Origin of the sequence: Limnohabitans curvus (assembly GCF_003063475.1) — a bacterium.
Classification (GTDB): domain Bacteria; phylum Pseudomonadota; class Gammaproteobacteria; order Burkholderiales; family Burkholderiaceae_C; genus Limnohabitans; species Limnohabitans curvus.
The window spans coordinates 15,928-42,057 of record NZ_NESP01000001.1 but is presented as its reverse complement, the minus strand read 5'-3'; the positions used below and the strand labels follow the sequence as shown (position 1 = coordinate 42,057).

At 57.3% G+C, this 26,130-nt stretch carries 15 protein-coding genes and 1 tRNA gene (1 of these 16 only partly in view); 13 read left to right on the top strand and 3 right to left on the bottom strand.

Annotated features, from left to right (window positions below; genetic code table 11):
* Positions 1-1,491, top strand: a complete 1,491-nt coding sequence (gene rng / locus B9Z44_RS00080) for a ribonuclease G (RefSeq protein ID WP_108401364.1) — start codon at positions 1-3, stop codon at positions 1,489-1,491.
* Here the strand turns inward: rng and B9Z44_RS00075 are convergent.
* Together B9Z44_RS00075 and msbA are read right to left on the bottom strand one after the other, a co-directional pair.
* Positions 1,488-2,360 carry a glycosyltransferase family protein gene (locus tag B9Z44_RS00075; protein WP_108401363.1) on the bottom strand — a complete coding sequence of 291 codons (873 nt, stop codon included), beginning with the start codon at positions 2,358-2,360 and terminating at the stop codon, positions 1,488-1,490. The genes rng and B9Z44_RS00075 overlap by 4 nt on opposite strands.
* 7 nt (positions 2,361-2,367) lie before the next feature.
* Positions 2,368-4,164, bottom strand: a complete 1,797-nt coding sequence (msbA, locus tag B9Z44_RS00070) for a lipid A export permease/ATP-binding protein MsbA (protein WP_108401362.1) — start codon at positions 4,162-4,164, stop codon at positions 2,368-2,370.
* 93 nt (positions 4,165-4,257) lie between these two features.
* On the opposite strand from msbA, the gene tolB reads away from it, so the two are divergent.
* From tolB to B9Z44_RS00030, 8 genes are all read left to right on the top strand, one after another.
* Positions 4,258-5,541 (top strand): Tol-Pal system beta propeller repeat protein TolB, encoded by a 1,284-nt coding sequence (tolB, locus tag B9Z44_RS00065; protein WP_108401361.1) that lies wholly within the window; start codon positions 4,258-4,260, stop codon positions 5,539-5,541.
* Positions 5,542-5,570: 29 nt separating this feature from the next.
* Positions 5,571-6,080 (top strand): peptidoglycan-associated lipoprotein Pal, encoded by a 510-nt coding sequence (pal, locus tag B9Z44_RS00060; RefSeq protein WP_108358673.1) that lies wholly within the window; start codon positions 5,571-5,573, stop codon positions 6,078-6,080.
* A complete protein-coding gene (gene ybgF, locus B9Z44_RS00055) occupies positions 6,077-6,808 on the top strand; it encodes a tol-pal system protein YbgF (RefSeq protein WP_108401360.1) in 732 nt (243 codons plus the stop codon). The genes pal and ybgF overlap by 4 nt, the downstream gene beginning before the upstream one ends.
* Positions 6,805-7,887 carry a YeeE/YedE family protein gene (locus B9Z44_RS00050; RefSeq protein WP_108358671.1) on the top strand — a complete coding sequence of 361 codons (1,083 nt, stop codon included), beginning with the start codon at positions 6,805-6,807 and terminating at the stop codon, positions 7,885-7,887. Before ybgF ends, B9Z44_RS00050 begins: the two co-directional genes overlap by 4 nt.
* A complete protein-coding gene (locus tag B9Z44_RS00045) occupies positions 7,880-8,656 on the top strand; it encodes a tRNA threonylcarbamoyladenosine dehydratase (RefSeq protein ID WP_108358670.1) in 777 nt (258 codons plus the stop codon). Before B9Z44_RS00050 ends, B9Z44_RS00045 begins: the two co-directional genes overlap by 8 nt.
* A 62-nt stretch (positions 8,657-8,718) precedes the next feature.
* Positions 8,719-8,794: transfer RNA gene (locus B9Z44_RS00040), tRNA-Lys, on the top strand.
* Positions 8,795-8,951: 157 nt separating this feature from the next.
* The gene (locus tag B9Z44_RS00035; protein WP_108401359.1) at positions 8,952-9,602 is read left to right on the top strand and encodes a site-specific recombinase; all 651 of its coding nucleotides are present in this window, start codon (positions 8,952-8,954) and stop codon (positions 9,600-9,602) included.
* Complete coding sequence (locus tag B9Z44_RS00030) at positions 9,599-10,063, top strand: hypothetical protein (RefSeq protein ID WP_108401358.1); 465 nt, start codon at positions 9,599-9,601, stop codon at positions 10,061-10,063. The genes B9Z44_RS00035 and B9Z44_RS00030 overlap by 4 nt, the downstream gene beginning before the upstream one ends.
* A 382-nt stretch (positions 10,064-10,445) precedes the next feature.
* Here B9Z44_RS00030 and B9Z44_RS00025 read toward each other — a convergent pair whose 3' ends face one another.
* Positions 10,446-10,730 (bottom strand): tetratricopeptide repeat protein, encoded by a 285-nt coding sequence (locus B9Z44_RS00025; protein ID WP_108358669.1) that lies wholly within the window; start codon positions 10,728-10,730, stop codon positions 10,446-10,448.
* Between the two features lie 79 nt (positions 10,731-10,809).
* On the opposite strand from B9Z44_RS00025, the gene B9Z44_RS00020 reads away from it, so the two are divergent.
* The 4 genes from B9Z44_RS00020 to B9Z44_RS00005 all read left to right on the top strand — a co-directional run.
* On the top strand, positions 10,810-11,283 hold the full coding sequence (locus B9Z44_RS00020) for a hypothetical protein (protein WP_108401357.1): 474 nt from the start codon (positions 10,810-10,812) through the stop codon (positions 11,281-11,283).
* A 61-nt stretch (positions 11,284-11,344) separates the two neighbouring features.
* The gene (locus B9Z44_RS00015; protein WP_108401356.1) at positions 11,345-11,782 is read left to right on the top strand and encodes a POTRA domain-containing protein; all 438 of its coding nucleotides are present in this window, start codon (positions 11,345-11,347) and stop codon (positions 11,780-11,782) included.
* A 186-nt stretch (positions 11,783-11,968) separates the two neighbouring features.
* Positions 11,969-13,690 carry a ShlB/FhaC/HecB family hemolysin secretion/activation protein gene (locus B9Z44_RS00010; RefSeq protein WP_108401355.1) on the top strand — a complete coding sequence of 574 codons (1,722 nt, stop codon included), beginning with the start codon at positions 11,969-11,971 and terminating at the stop codon, positions 13,688-13,690.
* Positions 13,691-13,780: 90 nt separating this feature from the next.
* Positions 13,781-26,130: part of a beta strand repeat-containing protein coding region (locus B9Z44_RS00005; RefSeq protein ID WP_211308661.1), annotated on the top strand (this coding region is incomplete at its 3' end). Its footprint extends 15,927 nt past the window's final position; the window shows 12,350 of its 28,277 annotated nt.

The window sequence follows — 26,130 nt, the reverse complement described above, 5'->3', positions numbered from 1 at the left end:
ATGCAACAAGACATTCTCATCAACTGGTCGCCCCAAGAAACCCGTGTGGCCATTGTGGAAACCGGCGCGGTGCAAGAGCTGCACGTCGAGCGCACGCTAGAACGTGGCTTGGTGGGCAATGTGTATTTGGGCAAAGTGGCGCGTGTGTTGCCGGGCATGCAGTCGGCTTTCATCGACATTGGCTTAGAGCGTGCCGCGTTTTTGCATGTGGCCGACTTGATGAGCAGCGTGGCCGCACGCCATGCAGATAACGACAAGGGCGAGCCAGCCCCTGTGGTACCCATTGAAAAGCAAGTGTTTGAAGGTCAATCCCTGTTGGTGCAAGTCATCAAAGACCCGATTGGCACCAAAGGCGCACGCTTGTCCTCGCAAATCAGCATTGCAGGACGTTTGCTGGTGTTCTTGCCGCAAGACCAACACATTGGCGTGTCGCAAAAAATCCCGTTTGAACAACGCGAAGCCTTGCGCAAACGCTTGCAAGGCTTGGCCGAAGCCGCTGCAGCCGACGGTAAAACCGGTGGCTTCATCTTGCGCACCAACGGCGAAGACGCCAGCGATGCTGAGCTGGGCGAAGACATTACTTACCTGCGCAAAACCTGGGCGCGCATCAAAGAAGCCTCCACCCGCTTGCCACCCAAATCCCTCTTGCACCAAGACCTGAGCTTGCTGCAACGCGTGCTGCGCGATTTGGTGAGCGAGATGACGCAAACCATCCGCATTGATTCGTCTGAACAATTTGCAAAACTCAAAACCTTTGGCCAAGAGTTCATGCCCAGCGCGGTGGACAAGCTGCAGCTCTACAAAGGCGAGCGCCCGATTTTCGATTTGTTCAACATCGACGAAGAAGTTGGCAAAGCCCTAGGCCGGCGTGTAGAACTGAAGTCTGGCGGCTACCTCATCGTGGACCAAACCGAGGCCTTGACCACGGTGGACGTGAATACGGGCGGCTTTGTGGGCGCGCGCAACTTCGACGAAACCATTTTCAAAACCAACCTAGAAGCGGCGGGCGCGATTGCGCGCCAACTGCGCTTGCGCAACCTAGGTGGCATCGTGATTGCCGACTTCATCGACATGACGCGTGAGGACCACCGCGAGGCCGTCTTGGCCGAGTTCCGCAAACAACTGGCCCGCGACCGCGTGAAGACGATGGTGAGCGGCTATTCGGCCTTGGGTTTGGTGGAGATGACCCGCAAGCGCACCCGCGAATCGCTGGCCCACATGCTGTGTGAGCCATGCCCCGTGTGTGACGGCAAAGGCAGCGTGAAAACCGCACGCACGGTGACGTATGACATCTTGCGCGAAATTTTGCGCGAGGCCCGTCAGTTCAACCCGCGCGAGTTCCGCGTGATTGCCTCGCCCGATGTGATTGATGTGTTGCTCGATGAAGAAAGCCAGCACTTGGCTGGCTTGAGCGACTTCATTGGCAAGCCTATTTCGTTGCAGGCGGAAGGCTCTATGTCGCAGGAGCAGTACGACATTGTGTTGCTTTAAGCCACGAGCTTGAAGTGCTTGCGGCTGAAGTCCAGCCCAAACGCCTTCTCAAGCTTCATCAACCAACGGTGACGCTTCTCACGCTTGGTCAGCTTGTAATCGGGGTCAATCGTGAAGCTCTTTTCTGCCGAGCTTTCCAACCAAGGCTTCACCAACTCAGGGTGCGTGCCCGTGAACGGCTGCAACACCTGCGCGTCAAACTGGCTGTAGCGAATGGTGGGTGCGCCGTGCGACCAAAACTTGCTCACTTGGTCCAGCTTCTTTTGCATCGCTTCGTTGCTGCGCACCCAGCCGTAGTGGTAGATATGCGCATTGGCCAAGGCGGCCTGCGGGTTGCGGCCTTTTTTGTGGTCGGCCGTGATGAGCCAATATTGGCCATCTGGCGCATACGAGCGGATGGTGTTGCGAATCAGGCGGCACTCGCGGCGGTACCAGGCGGGGCTATTGGCCACGAAGTCGGGCGTGCCGTAGAAGTGGAAGTAGTCAAACACCAGGGCTTCCACCGCGGGGTTGTGGTGGTGCTGGTCCACGCTGGCGCGGATGTTGGCCAGTTCGGCCTCGTGCACCACCTCGTCGCCCTCCAGGTAAAACGCCCAGTCGCCCGTGCAGGCGAATTGCGCGATCATTTTTTGCTGGGCGTACACAAAGCCGCGGTCGGCCATGCGTTCGTTCCAGATGGTTTCAATCACGCGAATTTTGGGTGAGCCGATGGCGTGAATACGCGCCAAGGTGTCGTCGTTGCTTTTGCCGACCACCACCACAAACTCGTCGACCAAAGGCAGGAGCGAGCGAATGGAGGCTTCAAACGGGAAGCCCAGCTCCACGCCGTTGCGAATGAAGGTGAAACCGCTGATGGATGCTTGGCTCATAGGGTGCTCAGATGCTTTGTGAGTCAGAGAAATGGTTGTCAGTGCTTTGCGCAGCCACGTGGTACAGCGCGGCATACGCGCCGCCTTGGGCCATGAGTTGGCTGTGCTTGCCGGTCTCCACAATGCTGCCCGCTTGCATGACCACGATCAGGTCGGCATGCTCGATGGTGGACAGGCGGTGGGCAATGACCAACGAGGTGCGGCCTTGCATGAGCACATTCAGCGCGTCTTTGACGGCTTGCTCAGAGGTGGTGTCCAAAGCCGATGTGGCTTCGTCCAAGATCAGGATGGGCGCGTCTTTGTAGATGGCGCGGGCGATGGCCAAGCGCTGACGCTGGCCGCCTGAGAGCTGGGTGGCGTTGTGGCCGACCAGCGTGTTTTCTTGGCTCGGCAGACTGCGCACAAAGTCACCGAGGTTGGCGGCTTCTAGGGCGCTCCACACACGGGCGGTGTCCACGGTTTCGCCCAAGGCGATGTTTTGGGCCACGGTGTCGTTGAACATGACCACGTCTTGGCTCACATAGGCCACTTGGCCGCGCAAGCTGGCCAGCGACCAGTCTTTGAGCGGCACACCGTCTAAGCGCACTTGGCCCGTGGTGGGGTCAAGGAAGCGCGGCAACAGGTTGGCCAAGGTGGTTTTGCCAGAGCCGGATGGACCGACCAAGGCCACAGTTTGGCCGGGGTGGATGGTCAGGCTCACGCTGTTGAGGGCAGGTGCGGTGGCAGACGGGTATTGCAACGTGACGTGGTCAAAGCAAATTTCGCCTTGGGCGTGGTCGCTGGTGTGTGTGCCTTGGGTTTCGTCAGGGGCGAGTTCTAGCAAGTTCAAGCCGCGCTCCAATGAGGTGACGCCGCGTGTGAGCGTGCCCGCCACTTCAGACAGGTGTTTGATGGGCGAAATCAGCATCAACATGCCGGTGATGAAGGCGGCAAAACTGCCCACGGTCACGCCTTGGGTTGCGCCATCGCCCGTGCTTTGGTACAGCGCCACCATGATGACGGCGGACAGCGCCAAGGCGGCAAACATTTGGATGAGCGGGGTCATCACCGAGTTGGCGACAACGGCTTTCAAAGCCAGTTGGCGCAGTTTTTGGTTGGAGGTGCCGAACTTGTGGGTTTGGCTGCTTTGTGCGTTGTGCAAGCGCACCATGCGGTAGGCCAGCACGTTTTCTTCCACCACATAAGCCAGCTCGTCAGTGGCGTCTTGGCTGGCGCGGGTCACGTTGTCGAGGCGGCGCGACAGGTTTTTCACCACCCAAGCAATGGGGGGAAAGATGGCAAACACAATCAGGGTGAGCTTCCAATTGAGCACCAACAAGTAGCCGAGCAAGGCGAGCAGGGTGACCAAATCTTTGGCAAATGCCAGCATGGTGGTCACCAGCAGCGAAGCGCCGTTGTTCACCTCATAAACCATGGTGTTGGTCAAGCCGCTGGTGTGCTGGGTGGCAAACAGCTTGGAATCGGCGCGCAAAAGCTTCTCAAACAAGCGTTGGCGCAACTTTTCCATCGAATAGTTGGTCACACGGGCCAGGCAATAGGCCGCAATAAAACCCGCAAAGCCGCGCACACCAAACAACAACAGCAAAACGAGGGGAATCTTCCACAGCTCTAAGGTGCCACGGTCAAAACCGCTGTCCAGCAGGGGTTTCATCATGGCCGGAATGGCGGGCTCGGTGGCGGCGCCTACAAAAATGCCCACAATGCCCAACACCAGCGCGCCAGGATGACCTGCAAACCACGGGGCCACGCGTTTGAGCCTTTGGTACAAGGAGTCAGACGGGGTTGATGGGGCGGTGGTGGTCATAAATTCTTAGAGTGGCAAGAAACGCAATACAAGGCATTATCGCCACTCGTTCGCCACTAAAATCAGTTGATTCGTTTGGCTACCCCTCTCACTATGACACGTCACCTTTTTCGCTTCGCACTTGGGCTTTTGACCGCCGGCTTGTTGGCCTTGCCAACGTGGGCGCAGTTCCGTGTGGAAGTGTCGGGCGTGGGCTTGACCCAAGTGCCGATTGCCTTTGCCCCTTTGCGCGGTGAAGAAGCATCGCCCCAAAAGATTTCGGCCATCGTGCAGGCCGACCTTGAGCGCAGCGGCCAGTTCCGCGGCGTCAGCGCTGGCGTGGTGACCGACGAAACCCAACGTCCCGACATCAGCGCCATGCGCCAAAAGGGCGCAGACGCGCTGTTGACAGGCAGCATCAGCCGCATGGCCGATGGTCGCTTTGATGTGCGTGTGCGTTTGTGGGACACCGTGCGCGGCCAAGACCTGGGCGCCATGAGCTACACCGTGGTGACCGGCGATTTGCGCTTGGCCTCCCACCGCATTGCTGACTTTGTGTACGAAAAACTCACCGGCGACAAAGGTGTGTTTTCCACACGCATCGCTTACGTGACCAAATCAGGCACGCGTTTCAACCTGTGGGTGGCAGACTCGGACGGCGAAAACGCCCAATCAGCTTTGGCCAGCCCCGAACCCATCATTTCGCCCAGCTGGTCGCCTTCGGGTGGTCAATTGGCTTATGTGTCGTTTGAATCCCGCAAGCCCGTGGTGTATGTGCACGACGTGTCGACCGGCAAGCGCCGCGTGGTGGCCAACTTCCGTGGCTCCAACAGCGCGCCCAGCTGGTCGCCCGATGGCCGCAGCTTGGCTGTGACCTTGAGCCGCGACGGTGGCTCGCAGTTGTTTTTGATTGATGCCCAGGGCGGCGAACCCCGCCGTCTGACGCAATCGGCTGGTATTGACACCGAGCCCGTGTTCTCGCCCGATGGCTCGGCCATCTATTTTGTGAGCGACCGTGGCGGTGCGCCCCAGATTTACCGCATGCCCGCGTCGGGTGGCCCAGCCAACCGCGTGACGTTCAACGGCACCTACAACATTTCACCTGCCATCAGTCCCGATGGTCGTTGGCTCACCTACATCTCGCGCATCGGCGGTGCCTTCAAGCTACATGTGATGGACATTGCCAGCGGCAACGTGGCCGCCATCACCGACACCAACCGTGACGAACGCCCCAGTTTCGCGCCCAACAGCCGCTTGATTGTGTATGCGACCCACCAAGATGGTCGCGAAGCCTTGATGACCACCACCTTAGATGGCCGCATCAAAGCCCGTTTGTCTGGCCAAGGTGGCGATTTGCGTGAGCCCAATTGGGGCCCGTTCAGCAAAGTCTTGCCTTAATTCTTTTCCTTCTTTTTTGAACCATTCTTATGAAAAAACTTCTGTTACTCGTCTCCATCGCGGCTGTGTTGTCGGGCTGCGCCTCTGGCGTTAAGTTGGATGATGTGCAAGTGGACGACCGCTCGGGCGGTACGTCTGGTCAAAGCGGTGTCAATGGCTTGAGTTCGCGTGGCTTGGGTGCCATGCAAGGCATCAAGCAAGGCCCTGTGGGCGTTGAGCACATCATTTACTTTGACCTCGACAGCTACAGCGTCAAGGCCGAATACCAAAACGTGTTGGACGCCCATGCGCGCTACCTGCGTGCTGATCGCAACCGCCGCGTGAACATCGAAGGCCACACCGACGAGCGTGGTGGCAGCGAGTACAACTTGGCTTTGGGCCAAAAGCGTTCAGACGCCGTGCGTCGCTCTTTGTCGGTTTTGGGGGTGCCCGAAAGCCAAATGGAATCCGTGAGCTTTGGCAAAGAAAAGCCAGTGGCCCAAGGCTCTGACGAGTCTGCCTATTCACAAAACCGCCGTGCAGCGCTGAACTACCAATGACATTGAACCCTTCTTTTTCTCTCCGCGCTGTGGTCTTGGCTGCAGGTGTGTTGTTGAGCGCTGGCGCGCATGCCGCGTTGTTTGAAGATACCGATGCACGTCGTGCGATTCTCGATTTGCGCGAACGCGTGGAACGCCAAGGCGAAGAGATTCAAAACTTCCAGCGCAGCTTACTTGAACAGCAAAACCAGTTTGAAGCCTTGCGCGAAGAAACAGCACGTTTGCGCGGCGAAAAAGAAGAGTTGACGCAAGAGCTGCGTCGCCAACAAGAGTTGTCTCAAGGCGTGGACGACCGCTTGAAAAAGTTTGAACCCACCAAAGTCAAGGTCGATGGCGTGGAGTTTGTGGCTGATCCCGCAGAAACCAAGGCCTACGAAGACGCCTTGGCCATCTTCCGCAAAGGCGAGTTTGGCGCCGCCAGCACTGCGTTCAACGACTTCATCAAACGCAATCCCAAGAGTGGCTACGTGGTGCCTTCGTTGTTTTGGGTGGGCAATGCCCAGTACGCCAACCGCGACTACAACAACGCCATCAAAAACTTCAACACTTTGTTGAGCAAAGCGCCGAACCACATGCGTTCTGCAGACGCCATGTTGTCAGTGGCCAATTGCCAGTTGGAGTTGAAAGACATCAAGGCCGCCCGCAAAACCTTGGGCGATGTGGTGAAGACCTATCCACACACCGAGGCTGCCTCTGCAGCCTCTGAGCGTTTGGCGAAGCTCAAGTGACCGAGATCGCCACGCTCACCAAAGAGGTCCTATGGGCCTTTTTTTTAGGGGGCTTGCTTTTGGGAGCCATCAGCCAACGCACGCACTTTTGCACCATGGGCGCCATTTCGGATGTGGTCCACATGGGCGACTGGACGCGCGCACGCCAATGGCTGTGCGCGATTGGTGTGGCGATGATCGGCTTTGCCGCTCTGGCAGACTTTGGCCTGATCGACCCTAGCAAAACCTTGTACGCCAGCTCACGCCTGATGTGGTTGTCCACGCTGGTGGGCGGTTTGATGTTTGGCTATGGCATGGTCATCGCTTCAGGCTGCGGCAACAAAACCTTGGTGCGCATGGGCGGTGGCAACCTCAAGTCGTTGGTCGTGTTTGTGGTGATGGGCATCAGTGCCTTTGCCACCCTCAAAGGCATCACGGCGGTCTTGCGCGTCAGCACAGTAGACGCCGTGTTTGTCGATATGTCTGCGGGGGCCAACCTGAATCTGCTCGGCGTGCCCGGCTTGGCTTACCTCCTTGGCCTAGCCTTGTTGGTTGGGGTGTTGCGTCACAAAGATTTTTGGTGCGTCAACAGCCTGGTTGCAGGCTTTGGCGTGGGCGGCACCGTGATGGCCATGTGGTGGGTCAGCGGTCATTTGGGCTTTGTGCCTGAACATCCAGAAACATTGGATGCCGTGTATGTCGCCACCAGTTCGGGTCGCATGGAAGCCTTGAGCTTTGTTGCCCCCGTGGCGGCCACCTTGGATTGGCTCATGTTTTACAGCGACGCCTCCAAGGTGCTGACCACCGGTGTGGCCGCCGTGGCGGGTGTGGTCGTCGGCTCTGCGGCCTCGGCTTTGCAAAACAAAACGTTTCGCTGGGAAGGCTTTGCCAACCCGCGCGATTTGGGCCAACACCTGCTGGGCAGCGTGTTGATGGGCGTCGGCGGCGTGACCGCCCTGGGCTGCACCATTGGGCAAGGCTTGAGTGGTCTTTCGACCTTGAGCTTGAACTCGGCGGTGGCCTTGGCCGCCATCGTGTTGGGTGCCGTGGTGTCTTTGCGCCAGCAAGCCGCACGTTTGGAGCGCACTGCCTGTGTTTGAGCCTTCTGTCACCGACCGCCGCTTTGGTGGCTTAGAGCGTTTGTATGGCGTGAACGGTGCCGCGCGCATTCGTGCCGCGCATGTGGTGGTGGTGGGCGTGGGCGGCGTGGGCTCTTGGTCTGCCGAAGCCTTGGCACGCAGCGGGGTGGGGCGCTTGACCCTGATTGACCTTGACCATGTGGCCGAATCCAACATCAACCGACAAATTCATGCACTCGACGACACCGTGGGCATGGCCAAAGTCGAAGCCATGCGCCAACGCATTGCCCACATCAACCCCGATTGCGTGGTGACGTGCATCGAAGACTTTGTAGAGCCCGACAACTGGCCAAGCCTTTTGGGTGGTGTGCCGGTCGATGCCGTGATTGATGCCTGTGACCAGGTGAAAGCCAAAACGGCCATGGCCGCATGGGCACTGAAGCAGCGCTGCTTGTTCATCACGGTGGGTGCTGCGGGCGGTAAACGCTTGGCGCACAAAGTGGATGTGGATGATTTGTCTAACACCAGCCATGACCCTTTGTTGGCCAAGCTGCGTTACAACCTGCGTCGCGAACACGGCGCTGCGCGCGACGGCAAAAAAATGGGCGTCACTTGTGTGTTCAGCCGCGAAGCCGTAGCACCACCTGATGCGAGTTGTGCCGTCGAAGGTGACGGCTCATTGAACTGCCACGGCTACGGCTCTGTGGTCAGCGTGACAGCCACTTTTGGGCAATGCGCAGCGGGATGGGTTTTTGATCAAATTTCTTCGCGCCCATTGCCAAAAGCGTGAAAAATGCGTTATACTTTTAGGCTTCGCAGGGTACGAAACAAACGTTAAATACCTCGCGTGATGGGACCATAGCTCAGTTGGTAGAGCAGCGGACTTTTAATCCGTTTGTCGTGGGTTCGACCCCCGCTGGTCCCACCAAAACACTAGTAAACATGCCGTTTACAACGAAAGCAGCCACTAACAAGTGGCTGTTTTTCATTGTGCGCACCGACTACGCACTTTTTTCGCTTTTTTCTTGTCCATTTCGTACAGCCCAAGTAAGCTATCAGCTTGCTAAGTTAGCGTTAAACGCTGTATGACAGAGAAAAAAGACACTACGCACATTCTTGTCCCAAACACGCTAGTCGTCTTCGTACGACCTCGTAGCACTGTTTGGCAGTGTCGCTATCAAGTTGATGGGAAATGGCAGCGAGAGAGCACTAACGAGCGCAATTTAGACGATGCCAAGCGTGTCGCTCACGACTTGCTCATTGAGGCGAACGTTCGTAAGAAGCTCAACGCTGCCCCAATTACACGAACTTTCAAAGATATTGCGAGACAAGCAATCATCAGAATGGAGAAGCTCATTGCTGATGGTGATGGGAAGTCAATGTACAAAGAGTACATCTCCATCATTGAAAACTACCTAATTAAGTTCTTTGGTAGTTACAAAATAGACAATATTACGCATCAGCTTCTTGAGGAATTTGATGCTTGGCGCATTAAAAAGATGGTAACGCCACCGAAACATAGTACTGTTCTTAATCACAATGCCGCGCTCAATAGAGTTTTTGATGAGGGCATCTATCGTGGTTACATGTACGAAATTAATCGTCCTAAGTTAGTCGCTGTAGGTAAGAAAACTGAGCGTAGACCAGCATTTGATTTACCAGAAGTTAGAGCGTTAAGAGCTAACTTTGATGAGCTTAAAGAGGTTGATGTGAATTTCTTTGAGGAATCACAATGAATTTTATAAAATTTATCCCTTTATATTTTCTGCTTTTAAGCAACTTTAGCCATGCTGAAGAAGTAGCATCTAAATTTTCTAATGATTTTTGTCTTGATGGACGATGTACTAAGGCGAGGGAAGTCGTTGCTAAAGCTGTATCGCCTGCAATTTTAGGTGCTGTCGTTTGTAAAAATTATGATTCTGTACGAAGCGTAATTTCAATATACAACAACAACTTCAACAGTCAAATTAATGCGATGGTTGTTGGTAAGCAAGCAAACGAACTTATGAATGGTAAATCATCATTGCCTGACTTGTCAAAGCATGGATGTGTTTTCGTTAAGTCTGGTGAACTGATGATGTGGAATGATTGGTGGACGCCAACAATCGTTAGGGTGAAGCTATCTAACGGAAAAGTATTTGAAGGCGTGACTGACCCATCAATGATACAAGTCGTTAAAACTGAGCTTAACGATTGATGTTGCATACAAATTAAAGTTGCCATATCGTCACTTCAAAGATTAATTAAGAATGTCTTAATCTTGTCTTAAGTTGTTTTTAAGCGTCAAAATTAACCAAAGGATTTGGACGAGCGACTACGCACTTTGCTACACACTCAAAATACATCGTTGATTTACAACGGTTTTTTAGTGAATTTCACTCTTTTAATCCGTTTGTCGTGGGTTCGACCCCCGCTGGTCCCACCAAAAATCTTAAAAGGACTTAGAGAAATCTAAGTCCTTTTTTCATTTCCGAAACGATTTTCTATTTTTAATCAAATTCAATAAAAATACGATTAATCTTATGTAAACAATATGTGAGACACAAAACCACCAAGGGCGGTGGTGGTTTGACGGCGTATCAGGCCGCAGTGGCGGTGCCAGACAGGTAACTGGCGTAATTGTTCGTCAGCTGGTCATAAGCATTGGCGGCATCGCTGAACAAGTTTTGTTTTTGCAGTAGCCAGCCATAATTGAACCAAGCCACGTGCTTGCGCTCGTCTTGGCTGTGCTTGAGCCATTGACGGTAGAGGTCAATCGCTTCTTCGTAGCGGCCTGATGCTTCAAGCATTTCCGCAGCTTGCGTGAGTTCGTTCAGCGTAAAGCTGGTGAGTTTTCCGCCAGAGAGGTGTTGGTTGTATGACATGTGGTGCTCCTGAAAATCAATTTGATCAAGCTATGCATAATTTGTGCCAAATTAAAAATTGACAGTTTCACTATCAAATATGAAAAGTTACAAACTCTATTTCCTCATCGCCATGGCAGTGGCTTTGCCGATTCAAGCGGCTGAATTGGCCACATTTGATGAAGTCCGCAAACAGTACCAAACCTACGGTGACGGCACGCGTTTGTCTTATCTGTACAACCGATGCGCGGCTTTGCAACTGAATGTGTCGGCGCTTTTGCTGCGCAAAGGTCAGAAAAAAGGTGCGCAAGATTTCGAGTCTGTGACGCAACACTACATGGTGCTGTCTGAGGCCAATGAGCGAGAAATCGACAAAAAACGCGGCATGAAGAGCAAAGACACCATGAAAACCGTCAACCGAGCGGTGGCCAATGTGTCGGAGGTCTACAGCAAACGCATGAAAGATAACTTCGCCAAACGCGGGGACTACTTGATTGGCGATGTCCAGCTAGAAGCCGAACTCGCGGAATGCAACCTGCCAGAGGCTTTCAAGAAGAAAGCCGTGGCCGATTAAGCGGCATCAAGCCCGCGCTATGCTTAAGCCTGTTTAGGTTTGATCGGTTTCAGGGGGATTTATGCGTCACACATCGTTAGCGGCTGCTGTTTTGGCAGTGCTGTGCAGCGGCACATGGGCTCAAAACATCCCTGATGCGGGCGCTTTGATGCGTCAAATCGAGCAAAGCAACAGGCAAAACCAGATGCAGCAAGCCGCTCAAAAACGCGAAGCCTTGCCGCCCGCCTTGGTTTTGAGCGATGCCACCTTGGTCACTGCCCAGCGCTTTAAGTTCAATGGCAACAAGATCTTGACGACCGATCGGCTCCAAGCGGTGGCAGCACCTTTTGCCAATCGGCCTTTGGCCGCACACGATTTGCAGCAACTGACCCATGCCGTGTCCGAGGCCTACCGCCAAACTGGTTGGGTGGTGCAGGCCTACATTCCTCGTCAGGCGCTGGCGGGGGATGAGCTGGTTATTCAGGTGATCGAGAGCATTCCACCTAGCGCGCCGCGCTAAACAGCCCGTTCTATAAAGGGCGTACGCGTAAAGCGGCAATATCGCCTAGAAAAACCGTCAAAAAACGGCAAGGCACGGAATTTGCATTAATACAACCCTTATGGTTGTTTTAGTACTCATTTTGTGAAATTAACTCGGTCGCGAATCATTGCAGCGATTGCGTTCCTGTGTCTTTTGGCTGGGTCGTTGGAAATCTACGACCCTGTTTTGCCAAAGCAGGCAGGCCGCGTGCTGCGCGCGATTGAGGAAAAAACCGATCTGCCTGTCACCGAATGGGCCGAGGCCATCACCGGCACAAAGATTGCCGAACCCAAGCCCCGTGCGGCTTACGCGCCAGGCACCGTGGGTGCCGCCATGGACAAAATGCTGGCCGACAAAGAAGCGGCTGAAGCCGCTCAGGCACTCATCACTCTCAAATCGATCAAATTTCAAGGCGTCACGATTCTGGGCGACATGGAGCTCAAAGGCATCGTCGAACCCTACATCGGCACGCCCATGAGCTACGAGCAAATGCTGGAAATCGGCATGGTGGTGGAGTCGTATTACCGACAGAACAACTACTTGGCCCGTGCCATCTTGCCGCCACAAGACCTGACCGACGGTGTGTTGGTGGTCGATGTCATTGAGTCGGTGTTCTCCAAAGTCGAAATCGAGCAAGAGCTTGCCGATTTGCCCAACACCCAAGCGCATGTGACCGCCATCATCGAAGCCCAGCAACACACAGGCGAGCCTTTGAACACCAAGTCGCTGGACCGCGCCTTAGCGCTGGCCAATGACCTGCCGGGCATGAGCGTCCAAGGCTCATTGCGTCAAGGCCGCGAAGCCGGTGAAACAGAGTTATTGCTTAAGTTGTACCAAGGGCGCACGCGTCAGGCTGAGTTGACCATGGACAACGGCGGCTCTCGTTCCACAGGTGTGATGCGCCTGATGGCCACGCTCAACTGGTTCAACCCCAACGACCTGGCCGATTTGCTCAACGTCGTGGCCGTTCACACCCAAGGCAGCGACTACGCCCGCTTGGCCTACAGCATGCCCGTGGGCACTGACGGTTGGCGCATGGGGCTGAACGTGTCAGCCATGAGCTACGAGGTGGTCGTGGGCGAGCAGGGCATGGTGGGCGCCGTGGGCCGAGCCATCACCAAGGGCATGGAATGGGTCTACCCACTGCTGCGTGCTGACGACCGCAGCGCCACGGTCACGCTGAGCGCCGATGGCAAAAAGTTTCAAAACACCTCGGCTCAAGGCTTGTTGATGTCTGATTACGAGGCCAAAGTCATGGCCGCGCAGGTCGCGGGCTTCTACCGCGACCTCAATCCGGGCGGTGGAACGGGTACCTATTCATTACAGATCGCCCATGGCAGCATCAATTTGGACGGTTCTCTCAGCCAGCAAACCGATGCCACCACCGTTCACACCGAAGGCGTCTTTAACAAGCTACGCATCAGCGGTAGCTGGCAGCAGTCATTGACCACCCAAACCACGGCCTTTGTGTCGTACACGGGCCAGCTGGCCGACAAAAACCTAGATTCGTCTGAAAAAATGCAGCTAGGCGGCATGAACGGTGTGCGCGCTTATCCGACGGGCGAAGGCTCGGGCACCGATGCGCAGCTGGTTCAGTTTGAGCTGCGCCACAGCCTTGAGTCTGGCATCAACCTCACCGGCTTTTATGACTGGGGCCAGCTGTGGCTGCAACATGACCCGTCCTACCCCGGCGGGCCGCAACACAACCGCAACACCTACAAAGGCTTTGGTGCCAGCATTGGCTACACCAACGACGATGGGGTGAACTTCAAAGCCACATGGGCCCGCCGCCAAGGCCACAACCCCAACCCCACGCAAACCGGCAACGACCAAGACGGCACGCGCGACCGCAACCGTTATTGGCTGCAAGTCACCGTTCCTTTCTGACGCGTGAATTCTTTGCGCGACCCACCCTCAAGAAGTCCGCCTCCATTCCGAATCGGAATGGCTATGCCGCGCTTTGTAGAAACACGCCCCTTGAATTCAGACGTCACTCGACGCCTGGGTGCCAAGCCGCGCCTGCAACCGCGTGTATCTATATGTGTGTTGTCGCACATTCTGGTCGTGGCGGGGCTTCTTTCTATGCCTGTGTTGGCCCAAACCACAGCGGTCTCCACCACCCAGCTGCCCACGGGCGGCCAAGTGAACGCAGGCCAAGCCTCCATCAGCCAATCGGGCAACACCCTGAACGTCAACCAAACCAGCCAACGCGCGGTGGTGGACTGGAACACGTTTAACGTCGGCAAAGACGCCACCGTCAACTTCCAGCAGCCCAATGCGCAATCGGCCACGCTCAACCGCGTGAGCGACACCCAGCCCAGCCAAATCTTGGGCCGCATCACCGCGCCGGGCAACGTTGTGTTGGTCAACCCGCAAGGTGTGTACTTTGGTAAGTCTTCCAGCGTGGACGTGGGTGGTTTAGTAGCCACCACACACAACGCCGTAACCCAAGAATTCATGGATGGGCAGCTCAAGCTCACCCGCAACGGCGCCACGGGCAAGGTAGAAAACGACGGCGAACTGCGCGTAGCGCTGGGTGGCTACATCGCCATGCTCGCGCCCGAAGTGCGCAACAGCGGCGTCATCGTGGCCAACCTAGGCACCGTGGCCTTGGCCGCGGGGGAAACCTTTGAGCTTAAATTTGACGGCGGTGGCGCACTCAGCAGCGTGCGCGTGTCGGCGGCGTCCATCAACACCTTGGTGGAAAACAAAAGCGCCATCAAGGCCCCGGGCGGCCTCATCATCCTGTCGGCCCAAGCGGCCAGCCGCTTGCAAAGCGGCGTGGTTAACAACAGCGGCACCATCGAAGCCGCAGGTTTGGTGCGCCGTGCTGGCCGCATCTTGCTTGAGGCCAGCACCAGCATCTTTAACAGCGGCAGCATTCGGGCCGATGCCACGGGCGGTTTGAACGCCGGGCCTGCGGGCAATGTGGCGCTGACCGCGCCTGATGTGCAAAACAGCGGCACCCTCTCAGCCACTAACGCAGCGGCAAGTTCTTTCCCCGAAAGCGGCAGCCTAGCAGCCACAGCGGCAGACTCTGGCCGCATCAACATTCAGGCCGACACCTTCACCCAAACCGCCACCGGTTTGCTAGACGTGTCAGCCGTGGCCTTGCAAGCGGGCACCATCGACATCGTGGCCGCGCAAGCCATTGCCCTGAGTGGCCGCATCTTTGCCAACGGCGTGGTGACTGACCCCGCCCACATCGTGGCCAACGCCTTGGGCGGCAGCATTCACCTGCAAGCCTCGCGCCGCGTGGACCTGACCACCGCCGTGCTGGACGCATCGGGCGAGGGCGGCGCGGGGCGCATCCACATTCAGGCCGATGGCGTGCCTGCGCCTCTGAACAACACATCGAACAACCCTGACCAAGCCCCCGTCAAAGGCGCCGTGCTGCTCAGCACCAACACCGTGTTGCGCGCCAACAGCGCTCGCGCCCATGCGGGCCGCGTGGAGGTGGAGGGCGACGACATCAGCCTAGACACCGGCACCCTGATAGAAGCCAAAGGCGCTACACAAGGCGGCACCGTGCTGGTGGGCGGCGACTGGCAAGGCAGCGGCACCCTGCGCCAAGCCACCACCGTGACCCTGAGTGCCGACAGCACCATTGACGCCAGTGCCACCGACAACGGCGATGGGGGCAAGGTGGTGTTGTGGAGTGATGTGCACAACGCCAGCTCGTTGACCTACACGGCAGGTAATCTATTTACTTATGGCGCTGGCAGCGGCAAAGGCGGGCGCATTGAAACATCCGGCGCAGTTCTGACGGTCTTTGGCAATGTGCAAGCGGGTAACGATGGCTTGTGGCTGCTAGACCCATTAGACATTTATGTTGGGGCCAGCTATGGCAGTGTCTTGAGTTCCACACTCTCGAGTGCGTTGAATTCCAGCAACGTGATACTCGATGCAACCGGGGCATCCATCTCGTGTACGGGGGTGGCTTGTTCAGCGGGCTCTGGCAGTACCGGCAATATCTTTATAGGTGGTGCGGTCACATCTACCAGTAATAAAACGCTCACGCTGAAGGCTGGTAAAGACATCTTCATCAATGCGCCCATCACCGGCACATCGGGCTTGAACCTGGACTTTCAAGCCAGTGCTGGCTCGGTACAAATCAACCAAACTGTCAACGTGAGCGGCTCTTTGTCGGTCACCAGCAGTGGCAAGTTCGTCACAGCGTATGACGCCAGCATCACCGCCAACGCCGGTATCACCAAAGTAGCCGGCGGTGGACAGACCTCCTTAGGTGGCAACCTGACCACCACGACAGGCAACATCGCCATCAATGGCGATTTGCTCATTCGCAAAGACCTGACCTTGACCACCACCACGGGCAATGTGTTGGTCACAGGCACGATTGACAGCATCGCGACCACGGCCCAAACCTTTACCACTTCCACGGCAGGCACATCCAGCAGCACAACATGGACGGCACCAACGGGTGTGTCAGATGTTGAAGTATTGGTCGTCGCGGGTGGCGGTTCAGGTGGTTGGGGCTTGGCTGGCGGCGGTGGTGCGGGTGGCTACATCTACAACGCCAACTACGCCGTGAGCGCTGGCACGGGCTACAGCCTGACAGTGGGTGCAGGCGGCGCCCGAGTTGTCACTCTGGGTCAGCCAGCCAACGCGGGTGCTAACTCGGTGTTCGGTAGTGGTTTGACTGCCATTGGGGGTGGCGGTGGCGCGGGCGTACTCAACTACACAATTCCAAGTTCAGCCGGAGGCTCCGGTGGTGGTGGCTCTTGGTACTACGACTCATACAACATCGGCACTCCTAACAGTGCAAGCTCTGCCTTAGGGCAGGGTAACTCGGGCGGCAACTACACAGCTGGAACCACAGGCGGCGGCGGCGGCGGCGGCGCACTGACAGCCGGTTCTGTAGGCCCAAGTGGAAGCGGTGGCAACGGTATTGCCTTTGGTATTTCTGGCACATCTGTAACTTATGCAGCTGGCGGTGGCGGTGCAGGTGGTGGTATCGGCGGAAGCAGCGGCGTGGGCGGTGCGGGCACCCTGTTAGGTGGCTCCACAGCAGTGGCCGTCGCGAACACAGGCAGTGGTAGCGGTGGTGTCAACCAACACAACAATGCGGCTGTGACTGCACCTGGCGCTGACGGTGTGGTCGTCGTTCGCTACAAAACAAGTGGCAACTCATCGCTCACCATCAATACGGGTGGCACGCAAAGTGTGTTGTCGGGCGCGGTCAATTTAGGCCTTGGTGCTTTGACCAAACAAGGCACAGGCAGCCTCGCCCTGAATTCGACCAGCACCTACAGCGGTGGCACCACGCTCAGTGGCGGCACTTTGTTGGTCAACAACAATGCTGCGATGGGCACTGGCACCGTGTCGTTAGGCACGAACACCACCTTGAAGCTGGGCCGTAGCCTCAGCATCGTGGCCAACAACATGGCATTGGCTGGCGCAGCCACGGTTCAAATTGATACTTCAGTACTCACCGGTACACCCAGCGTCACCCTGAGTGGCATCGTCTCAGGCGCCAACGCTGTCACGCTTGATGCCACCAGCGGAACGATTCAGCTCAGCAATGCCAACACAAACACCGGCGCCGTCACCATCGCCGGTGGCTTGGTTCAAGCCAACAATCTTTCCGCCTTGGGCAACAACTCGGCGGTAACCATCAACGATGTCGCAGGCGCACAACTGCAACTGCTAGGCAATTTAAACATTGGCTCTTTGGCCGGTGTTGGTACGGTTAACTTAGGTACTTTCGCACTCGGAACTGGCGCAAACAATACGAACACCAATTACGCAGGTGTTATTTCTGGCTCGGGCAGTCTCAGCAAAAACGGTACGGGTACTTTTAATCTGGCGCAAACCAACACCTACACCGGTGGCACCACGCTGAGCGCAGGCACCTTAGGTGTGTATGACAACTCAGCCATCGGCACTGGTGCGTTGACCGCTGCTAACAGCACCTCGGTCATATTTGGCCGCGGTGTGACCAACTTCGCCAATAACGTGACCCTCAATGGCAGTGTGACCTTCGACCTTGACAACACGGTTGATTACTTGATTGTTGGCGGCGGTGGCGGCGGCGGTACGCGTCATGCGGGTGGCGGTGGTGCAGGCGGTATGTTGACTGGCAGCACCAGTGTCGATTCTGGAAGTTTTGCTGTGTCTGTCGGCACAGGCGGTACAGGTGCAAATTCCACAACGTCTACAGCACCCACCAACGGTGGAAGCAGTAGTGTGGGTTTTGTGTCCACTGTTGCATACGGCGGTGGTAACGGCGCTGGCTACACCTGGACTGCTGGCAATGGCGGTTCTGGCGGTGGTAGCAACTGGGATGGCGCTGCTGCGGGCACTGGGACCACCGGTCAAGGTTATGCGGGTGGCACTGGTGTGAGCTACTCAGGCAATGACGGTGGTTGGGCTGGCGGCGGCGGCGGTGGCGCGGGTGCTGCAGGTATCAGCGCAACGCGTACAACAGCCTCCAACGCAAGTGCGGGCAATGGTGGCGCGGGCTTGGCTTCCAGCATCACAGGCTCCTCGGTTTATTACGCAGGCGGTGGTGGTGGTGCGCTCAGCGATAACGCCTCGGGTGTAGCTGGCACAGGCGGCATCGGCGGTGGTGGTAACGGTGGTAAGGCGACGATTGGCGCCAATGGCACCGCCAACACGGGCGGCGGCGGCGGCGGCGGCGGGCATAACAACGCTGGCAACTTCGCAGGTGGTAATGGCGGCTCAGGTGTTGTTGTTGTTCGCTACATGGGTAGCGCCTCAGGTACAGGCGGTACCGTCGCGTCTGGTACGGGCGCGGCTGCGGGATACACGCTACACACCTTTACCAGCACAGGCGCTAGTACGCTTGCACTGGGTGGTTTGAATGTCATGCTCAGCGGCGTCATCAGCGGCTCGGGCTCGATGGTCAACAACGCCACGGGCGGCAAGATTTCTTTGATGGGTACCAATACCTATGCCGGTACCACCACACTCAGTGGCGGCACTTTGGGTATTTACAACATGTCAGCTATCAGTGCTGGCGCTTTGACGGCGGCTAACGGCACCACGCTGTTGCTAGGCCGCGGCATCACAGGTTTGAGCAACAACATCACGCTCAACGGTGCGGTCACGGTGGCTTATGACGCCAATGTGGAATACCTTGTCGTGGGTGGTGGTGGTGGCGGTGGTGGCGACAACGGCGGCGGCGGCGGTGCTGGCGGTTTGCTGACGGGCACAACGGCTTTGGGCGATGCGTCCTACACCGTGACCGTGGGTGCAGGTGGCGCCGCTGGCAGCAGCCTGGTGGCTGACTTGCCAGGTCAGAACGGTGGCAACTCATCTTTAGGCGCAGGCATTGTGGCCATTGGCGGTGGCGGTGGCGCTGCAGGTGATGCAGCCAGCACCGCAGGCGCCAAGGTCGGTGGTTCTGGCGGCGGTGGTTCGGGCGAGACCAAAACCACAGCAGCTGCAGGGACTGCAGGTCAAGGTTTCTCAGGCGGTAACGGCTGCTGTAGCCCCTCAGGTGGCGGCGGCGGCGGCGGCGGCGCAGGCAGCGCGGGTACAGCTGCCATCAGTGCGTCTAAGCCGGGTAACGGCGGTGATGGTTTGGCCAGCAACATCACAGGTACATCGCAGTACTACGCCGGCGGCGGCGGCGGCGCATCTGACAACAACGTCGCCATCACCGCTGGCTACGGCTTGGGTGGTTTAGGTGGCGGCGGTGCAGGACGCTTGGGTGGCACCGCCACTAGCGGCACGGCCAACACCGGTGGTGGTGGTGGCGCCAGTGCCTATAACGGTGCGTCTTCTTATGCTGGCGCCGGTGGCTCGGGCATTGTGGTGGTGCGCTACTTGGGTGCCGCAGCGGGAACAGGCGGTACGGTAGCCAGTGGTACTGGCAGTGCGGTGGGTTACACGCTTCAAACCTTCACATCCAGCGGCACATTGGCTTTGGCTGCGCTGGAAGCCACATTCAGCGGCACCATCAGCGGCACAGGTTCGTTAACTGCGAATCCTTCATCTGGTGGCAAGTTCACCTTCACCGGTAACAACAGCTACGCAGGCAGCACCACGCTCAGTGCGGGCACCTTGCAAGTGGGCACAGGTGCCACAGCCGGTTCATTGGGCGCGTTGTCGGCCAACGTCATCAACAACGGCACGCTCATCTTTAACCGCAGCGATGCCCCGAGCTACTCGGGCTTGTTCAGTGGCACGGGCGCTTTGACGGTGGCAACAGGTGGCCTCACGCTCACGGGCGGCGCCACCTACACGGGCCTCACCACGCTGTCGTCCACTGCCACGCCCAGCAGCATCACATACACCAACAGCACCGTGCCTAGCACCAGTGGGTTTGCGGGCAAGGGCGCGGTCACCATCCAGCCAGCAGTCAACGGCACTTTTAGCAGCGCGGTCAACACCAATATTTACAGCTTGTCCAGCACGCTCACGGGCTTTACCTTAGGCAGCAGCACCAACACGCAGGCTGTGACGGTGGGTTCGGCCATCAGCATTGCGGGCCCCATTTCTTTGTATGGCGGCAATATCACGCTCAACGCCGACCTCACGGCTGGCGCCACATCTGGCAGCGGCATTGTGTTGCAAGGCACGCAAATCGTTCAAGCGGCAGGGGTGGATGTTGTCACCAGCGGCGCCAACATCTCTTACGCGCTAACCAACAGCCCTTGGACGTCTGCACAAGATTTCGGCATTTATCTCGCAGGCACATCCACCAGCAAAGCCACTGTCAACGCATCAGGGGGCAACGTAACCATGGCCGCCAGCTATGCCACCACGGGCACATCGGGCGGATACGACAGGCTGATGGAGTTTGATTACGCCAGCATCAAAACCAATGGCGCAGGCACCATCACCATCAACAGCGATGGCTCAAACAGCGGCAATGGTGCGGGTACCGACGTCTGGGCGATTGGTTTCAATACATCCACAGCCGGTACAGGGCTGATTCAGACAGAAAACGGCGCGATCACGCTCACTGGCACGGCTGGTAAATTGAGCGGCAACTCTCGTGGCATCGTGGCTCAAACCTCCGCCCTGAGCATTCTTTCTGCCAGCGGTGCTATTACCTTGAAAGACATTCAGCCTGCAGGCACAACCGGTTCTTACGGTGGAATGTATTTGAGAGCTAGCAGCACGGGCGCACATTACTATGGCGGCGATGGAACGACCGTGCTGACCGGCACGTCAACCGCCAGTTCCTCAGACATCACGATTCAGTCTGACAAAGTGGGCTTTGTGGCCAACGGTAGCTACAACGTCAATATGGTCACAACGGGTGATGTCGTGGTGGAGCCGGTGGGCAATGCGTTCACAGCTGACGTTGATGCCACGGCATTGAGTATTTCGGGCAACCCTTCGAGCGTACGTGTTGGTAAGACCACCAACACAGGCAATGTCACACTAGGTTCTGCCATTACGGCGTCGGGACCTATCAGCGTGTACGGCGGCAATCTCACCGTGAACCAAGGCCTCATCAGCACCGCTGCTGGAGAGCGCATCTTGCTCAATGCAACGGGCAACATCACCACGGCTGCCAACCTGACTTTCAGAACCAATAACGGTGATTTGGTTTTCTGGAGTGACAGGGCCGCAAGCAATGCAGGTGCTATCACGCTGGGCAATGCCAATACGATCAACACGGCCAATGGCTTGACCACCAGCGGCCTCTTGGTAGGTGGCCGTATTGTGTTGGCTGGTGGCGCAGACACCGATGCCGACGGCATACCCGACGGCTATGCTTCATCCAGCACGCTATCAGGTGTGAGCTTGGGCACAGCGGCATCAGACACGCTCACCTCGATGTACTCCGGCGGTGGTGATGTCACGATTCGCGGTAAGACTACAGGAACAGGCCTCTCTTCAGGTTTGTATCAGTACGGCAAGTGGCTGTTGAATTCAGGCAAGGGCGCCATTGTGTTGGATGCGAACAGTGCCAATTTCTATGGCTTGAATTTTGTTCATCCATCGACAAACTCGGCGAGCACCGGTAAATACTTGCAGCTGATTTCCGATAAGACCTCTGGCACGGCCATCTCCATTACGGGCGTATCGAGTACCAACTATGGCGTGGTGTTCAACTATGAAAACCCCAAAGAAGTATTGGCCACAGGCGGTGGAGACATCGTGATCACTGGGACTGCAGGTGGCGACTACGGCCTGTTCTTCCAAAACACAGATGTCTTATCCACAGTTGGCACCATCACAGCCAACGGCGGCACACGCGGCATCACAACGCCAAGCGGCATGCGTTTAGCAAGTCGCAGTGGTACCACCATCACCAGCAGCACGGCCAATGTGCTGTTGATCGGCGATACGTTCAACTTCGGTGGCGCAACTCCCGTCCTCACCAGTGGCACGGTGAAGGTGCAGCCATTTGGCACCAGTTTTTCGAGCGCGCAAACTTTTACCAATGCCACTTATGGCAGCGCGGTGTCTGAGTTGACCTTGGGTAAGCCAGGTAATACCGCAGACATCACGATTGGCTCAGCCGTTAATGTGGCTGGACCTGTCAGTGTTTATGGTGGAAACATCACGGTCAACAACAGCTTGACCAGCACCGCTTCTGGCGCAGACATCTTGCTCAAGGCGACAGGCAACATCACGTCCAACAGCGATGTCAACTACACCACCAACGCAGGCGACATCACCTTCTGGAGTGACAGCGATGGTTCGGGCGCTGGCTATATCTATGTGTACGACCGCAACATCATCGACAGCCGCACCAGTGCCAACCGCACCAGCAGCTTGATCAGCACAGCCAGCGGTGGCGGCGCCATTACCTTGGGTGGTGGCAGTGCCAGCACCACCTTGGTTTCGGGCACTGTGGTGCCTACTGGCTATGCCGTGGATAACTCGGGGGCTGCACCAGCTGGCGTGTCCTTGGGCTACTTCAACGTGAGTCACAACAGTGGCACATCGTTGTACTCGGGCGGCGGCAACATCACAGTGCGCGGCAAATCGACGGGTTCATGGTCTGGCGACTCGACCGGTATCAAAGCGATTGAAGGCTTGACGATGGATGCGGGCACCACCGGCAACATCACGCTGGACGGCGTGGGTGGCAACAGCGGAGCTACGTATTCGTCAGGTATTTATCTGAATTATTTGGGTAGTGCACCCACCGTTGGCACCTTGTTCAAGACCAAGGATGGCAACATCTCATTGACAGGTGTGGGTACGTTGGCAACCAACAAGCGAGGTATTTTGTTCATTGGCAGTGCTTCTAAGTCGGTTACGGTAGAAGCAACAGGCACCGGCTCAGTAACCCTAAACGGCAGTGGTGCCAACACAGACATTCAGTTATCCAGCGCTAGTATTTTGGCGGCCAGCGGCGCCATCAACATCACGGGTTTTGGTGCAGGCACATTGCAGGCCGACACGGCAGTCACAACGATTGGCTTCAAGGCATTGAGCGATGTGACCAGCTCGACCAGCAACATCACCATCACCGATGACAGTTTGAGCCTGACGGCGAGCAAGGGCTTGCAGTTGAACACCACAGGCAAGGTCACGGTACAGCCTTACAGCGATAGCTTCAGTTCTACGGTGACGTGGCCCATCACAGACTTTGCGGTTTCTTCGGGTGTGACAGGGCTGACGATTGGTAAAGAAACGGTTAGCACCACTCGAACCGACACGGTGACGATGGGTGGTTTGACCAGCATCCAAGGCCCCATCTCGGTGTATGCCAACACCATCAACGTGAATGCCAATTTGGACACCAGCACAGGTGGTGCCAACGGCGACATCTTGCTCAAAGCCAGCGGCGCCATCACCCAAGCCAGCAACGCATCGGTCACCACCAACGGCGGTGATGTGACGTATTGGGCCGATAGCGATGGTGCCAACGGCGGCTATGTGTGGTTCAAGTCGGGCAGCAGCGTCACCACCACCACGGCAGCCAACATCGTTGTGTCAGGCGGCAACGTGGCTGATGTGGCTGCACTCAGCACCAGCGGCTACGCATCGGGTATGACCACGATCATGGGTAACGGGGTGACTTTGGATGGCGTATCGCTTTATTCGTTTGGCGGAAACATCACCATTCGCGGCAAGAGTGCCACCAACTACACGGCTTATCTCAGTACCGAGAGCCCTGCCATGTCAAACGCCAACGGCATTCGCGCGCACAGCAATGTGACGGTGGACGCAGGTTCGGGCAAATTAAGCATGTGGGGCTATGGGCAATCGTCCTCGGGTTCTAGCAACGGCATTGAGCTCAGTATGTCGGCTGGCTCGAGCTCGGTTTACAAATCTTCTTCTACGGCGGCAGATGCCATCACTTTCAATGGTGTGGCCAGCAATGCCACAGCCAGCGATGCATGGGGCGTTTATCTTTGGGCTTATTCCAGCATTCAAGCCAGCAACGGTGGTGGTATCAGCATCACGGGTAGCGGCGCTAAAAACTCAGGTGTGGTGGTGCCAGCAGGTGCAGCGGTGCTGTCCACGGGTGGTCCCATCACGCTGACGGGTGGTGGTTATGCATCAGGTTTCAACGCGGTCGACATTGCGGGTTATGTGGGCCTGAAAGCGGGTATCAACACAGGCGCTTCCACATCTGACATCACCCTTGTGGGCGACAAGTTTTCGCTCACGGGTAACGTAGCCTCAAGCGGCAAGTTGACCCTCAAGCCTTACACCACAGGTGCCACGATCGGTGTGGGCTCAGGCTCAGGCACATTGAGCCTGGCCAATAGTTGGTTCAGTGGCACGTCCGTGTTCAAAGACGGTTTCAGTTCCATCGTCTTGGGCGCGTCTGACGCTGGCCACATCAACGTGGGCGGCGCCAACAGCTTTGTGGACAGCGTGAGCATGGTGAGTGGCGGCAATGTGACGCTCAACTCAGGCGCCACCATTACCGACAGCCAAAACAGCGGCTACATCGCACTGGCGGCCACAGGCAACTTCATCAACAACGCGGGTGCTTCGGCACTCAGCACCACAGGCACCAGCAGCCGTTGGTTGGTGTACAGCGCAGCGCCGACCAACGATGTGTTTGGCAGCTTGAACAGCGCCAACGGCGCGGTGTGGAACGCCAGCTACGCCACCATGGCGCCATCTGCTGTGACCGCCACAGGCAACCGCTATTTGTTCACGGGCACACCGTCGGTCACGGTCACGGCCAGCGCCACCAAAACCTATGGCACCACGCTCACGGCCGCCGATGTGCTGGGCTTGTCCAGCAGCTCGGGCAGTTCGCCCGTGTACACCTTGCCCACGTTGGCTGACGTGTTCAGCGTGAACCCCACCGTGTCGTCGTTGGGCTTGGTGGCGACGGCCTCGGTCAGTGGCGGGCCTTACGCCATCACCGTCGCGCCCGGCACATCGAGTGGCAGCTACACCATCACCTATGCCACGCCCGGCACCATCACGGTCAACCCCAAAGCGTTGACGGTGACGGGCACCACCGTGGCCAACAAAGCCTACGACGGCACCACCAGCGCGGTGCTGACCGGCGGCAGCTTGGTGGGTGTGGTCAACAACGACGCCTTGACTTTGGTACAAGCCGGTAACTTTGCCAGTGCCAATGTGGGCACGGGCTTGGTGGTGACAGCGGCTGACAGCATCACCGGTGCGATGGTGGCCAACTACACGCTGACCCAGCCCACAGGCTTGAGCGCCAACATCACCAAAAAGGCGTTGACCATCACGGCCAACAACGATGCCCGTTTTGCAGGCCAAACCGACACAGCTGGCTATTACGGCGTGAGCTATGTGGGCTTTGCCAGCGGCGAGAGCAGCAGCAACCTCACCACCTTGCCCACCATCACGCGCAGCAACAGCAGCGTGGGCACAGGGGGCAGCTACACCGGTGTGTTGGTGCCCTCGGGTGCGGCGGCGGCCAACTACAGCTTTAGCTATGTGAATGGCAACTACACCATCGTTGGCGCCAATGAGTTGTTGGTGCGCTTGGGCACGGTGAGCAATGTGTACGCCACCACGCCCACTTACAGCGTGACCGAAGCCAAGTACATGCTGCCCAACAACGGCGTGGTCGACTTGCTCAACACCGGCGCAGGCAGTGCCAGTGTGAGTGGGGCAGGGCAGGTGACCATCACCGACACCAGCGGCGCTTCGGCCACGTTCAACGCCGTGGCTTTGAATGGCACCAAGAGCACCTCAGGCTGGCTGAATGTAGGCACGTATCAGTGGGCCGCAGACCCCGCCAGTGTGGTGTTGTCGAGCGGGGTGAACTTCAACAATTCAGTCAACGTGGTGGGTTCACAAACCGTGACCACCAAGTTCTTTGCGCCCACGCCCACCGTGAGCAAGGTGTACGACGGCACCACCACCATTGCCGGTTTGTCGGGCACGCCGATTGGTGTGGTCACGGGTGACGTGGTGACCAT

Coding starts and splice junctions, on each gene's coding strand:
- rng (WP_108401364.1), top strand. CDS start 1: ATGCAACAAGACATTCTCATCAACTGGTCGCCCCAAGAAACCCGTGTG.
- B9Z44_RS00075 (WP_108401363.1), bottom strand. CDS start 2,360: ATGAGCCAAGCATCCATCAGCGGTTTCACCTTCATTCGCAACGGCGTG.
- msbA (WP_108401362.1), bottom strand. CDS start 4,164: ATGACCACCACCGCCCCATCAACCCCGTCTGACTCCTTGTACCAAAGG.
- tolB (WP_108401361.1), top strand. CDS start 4,258: ATGACACGTCACCTTTTTCGCTTCGCACTTGGGCTTTTGACCGCCGGC.
- pal (WP_108358673.1), top strand. CDS start 5,571: ATGAAAAAACTTCTGTTACTCGTCTCCATCGCGGCTGTGTTGTCGGGC.
- ybgF (WP_108401360.1), top strand. CDS start 6,077: ATGACATTGAACCCTTCTTTTTCTCTCCGCGCTGTGGTCTTGGCTGCA.
- B9Z44_RS00035 (WP_108401359.1), top strand. CDS start 8,952: ATGACAGAGAAAAAAGACACTACGCACATTCTTGTCCCAAACACGCTA.
- B9Z44_RS00030 (WP_108401358.1), top strand. CDS start 9,599: ATGAATTTTATAAAATTTATCCCTTTATATTTTCTGCTTTTAAGCAAC.
- B9Z44_RS00025 (WP_108358669.1), bottom strand. CDS start 10,730: ATGTCATACAACCAACACCTCTCTGGCGGAAAACTCACCAGCTTTACG.
- B9Z44_RS00020 (WP_108401357.1), top strand. CDS start 10,810: ATGAAAAGTTACAAACTCTATTTCCTCATCGCCATGGCAGTGGCTTTG.
- B9Z44_RS00015 (WP_108401356.1), top strand. CDS start 11,345: ATGCGTCACACATCGTTAGCGGCTGCTGTTTTGGCAGTGCTGTGCAGC.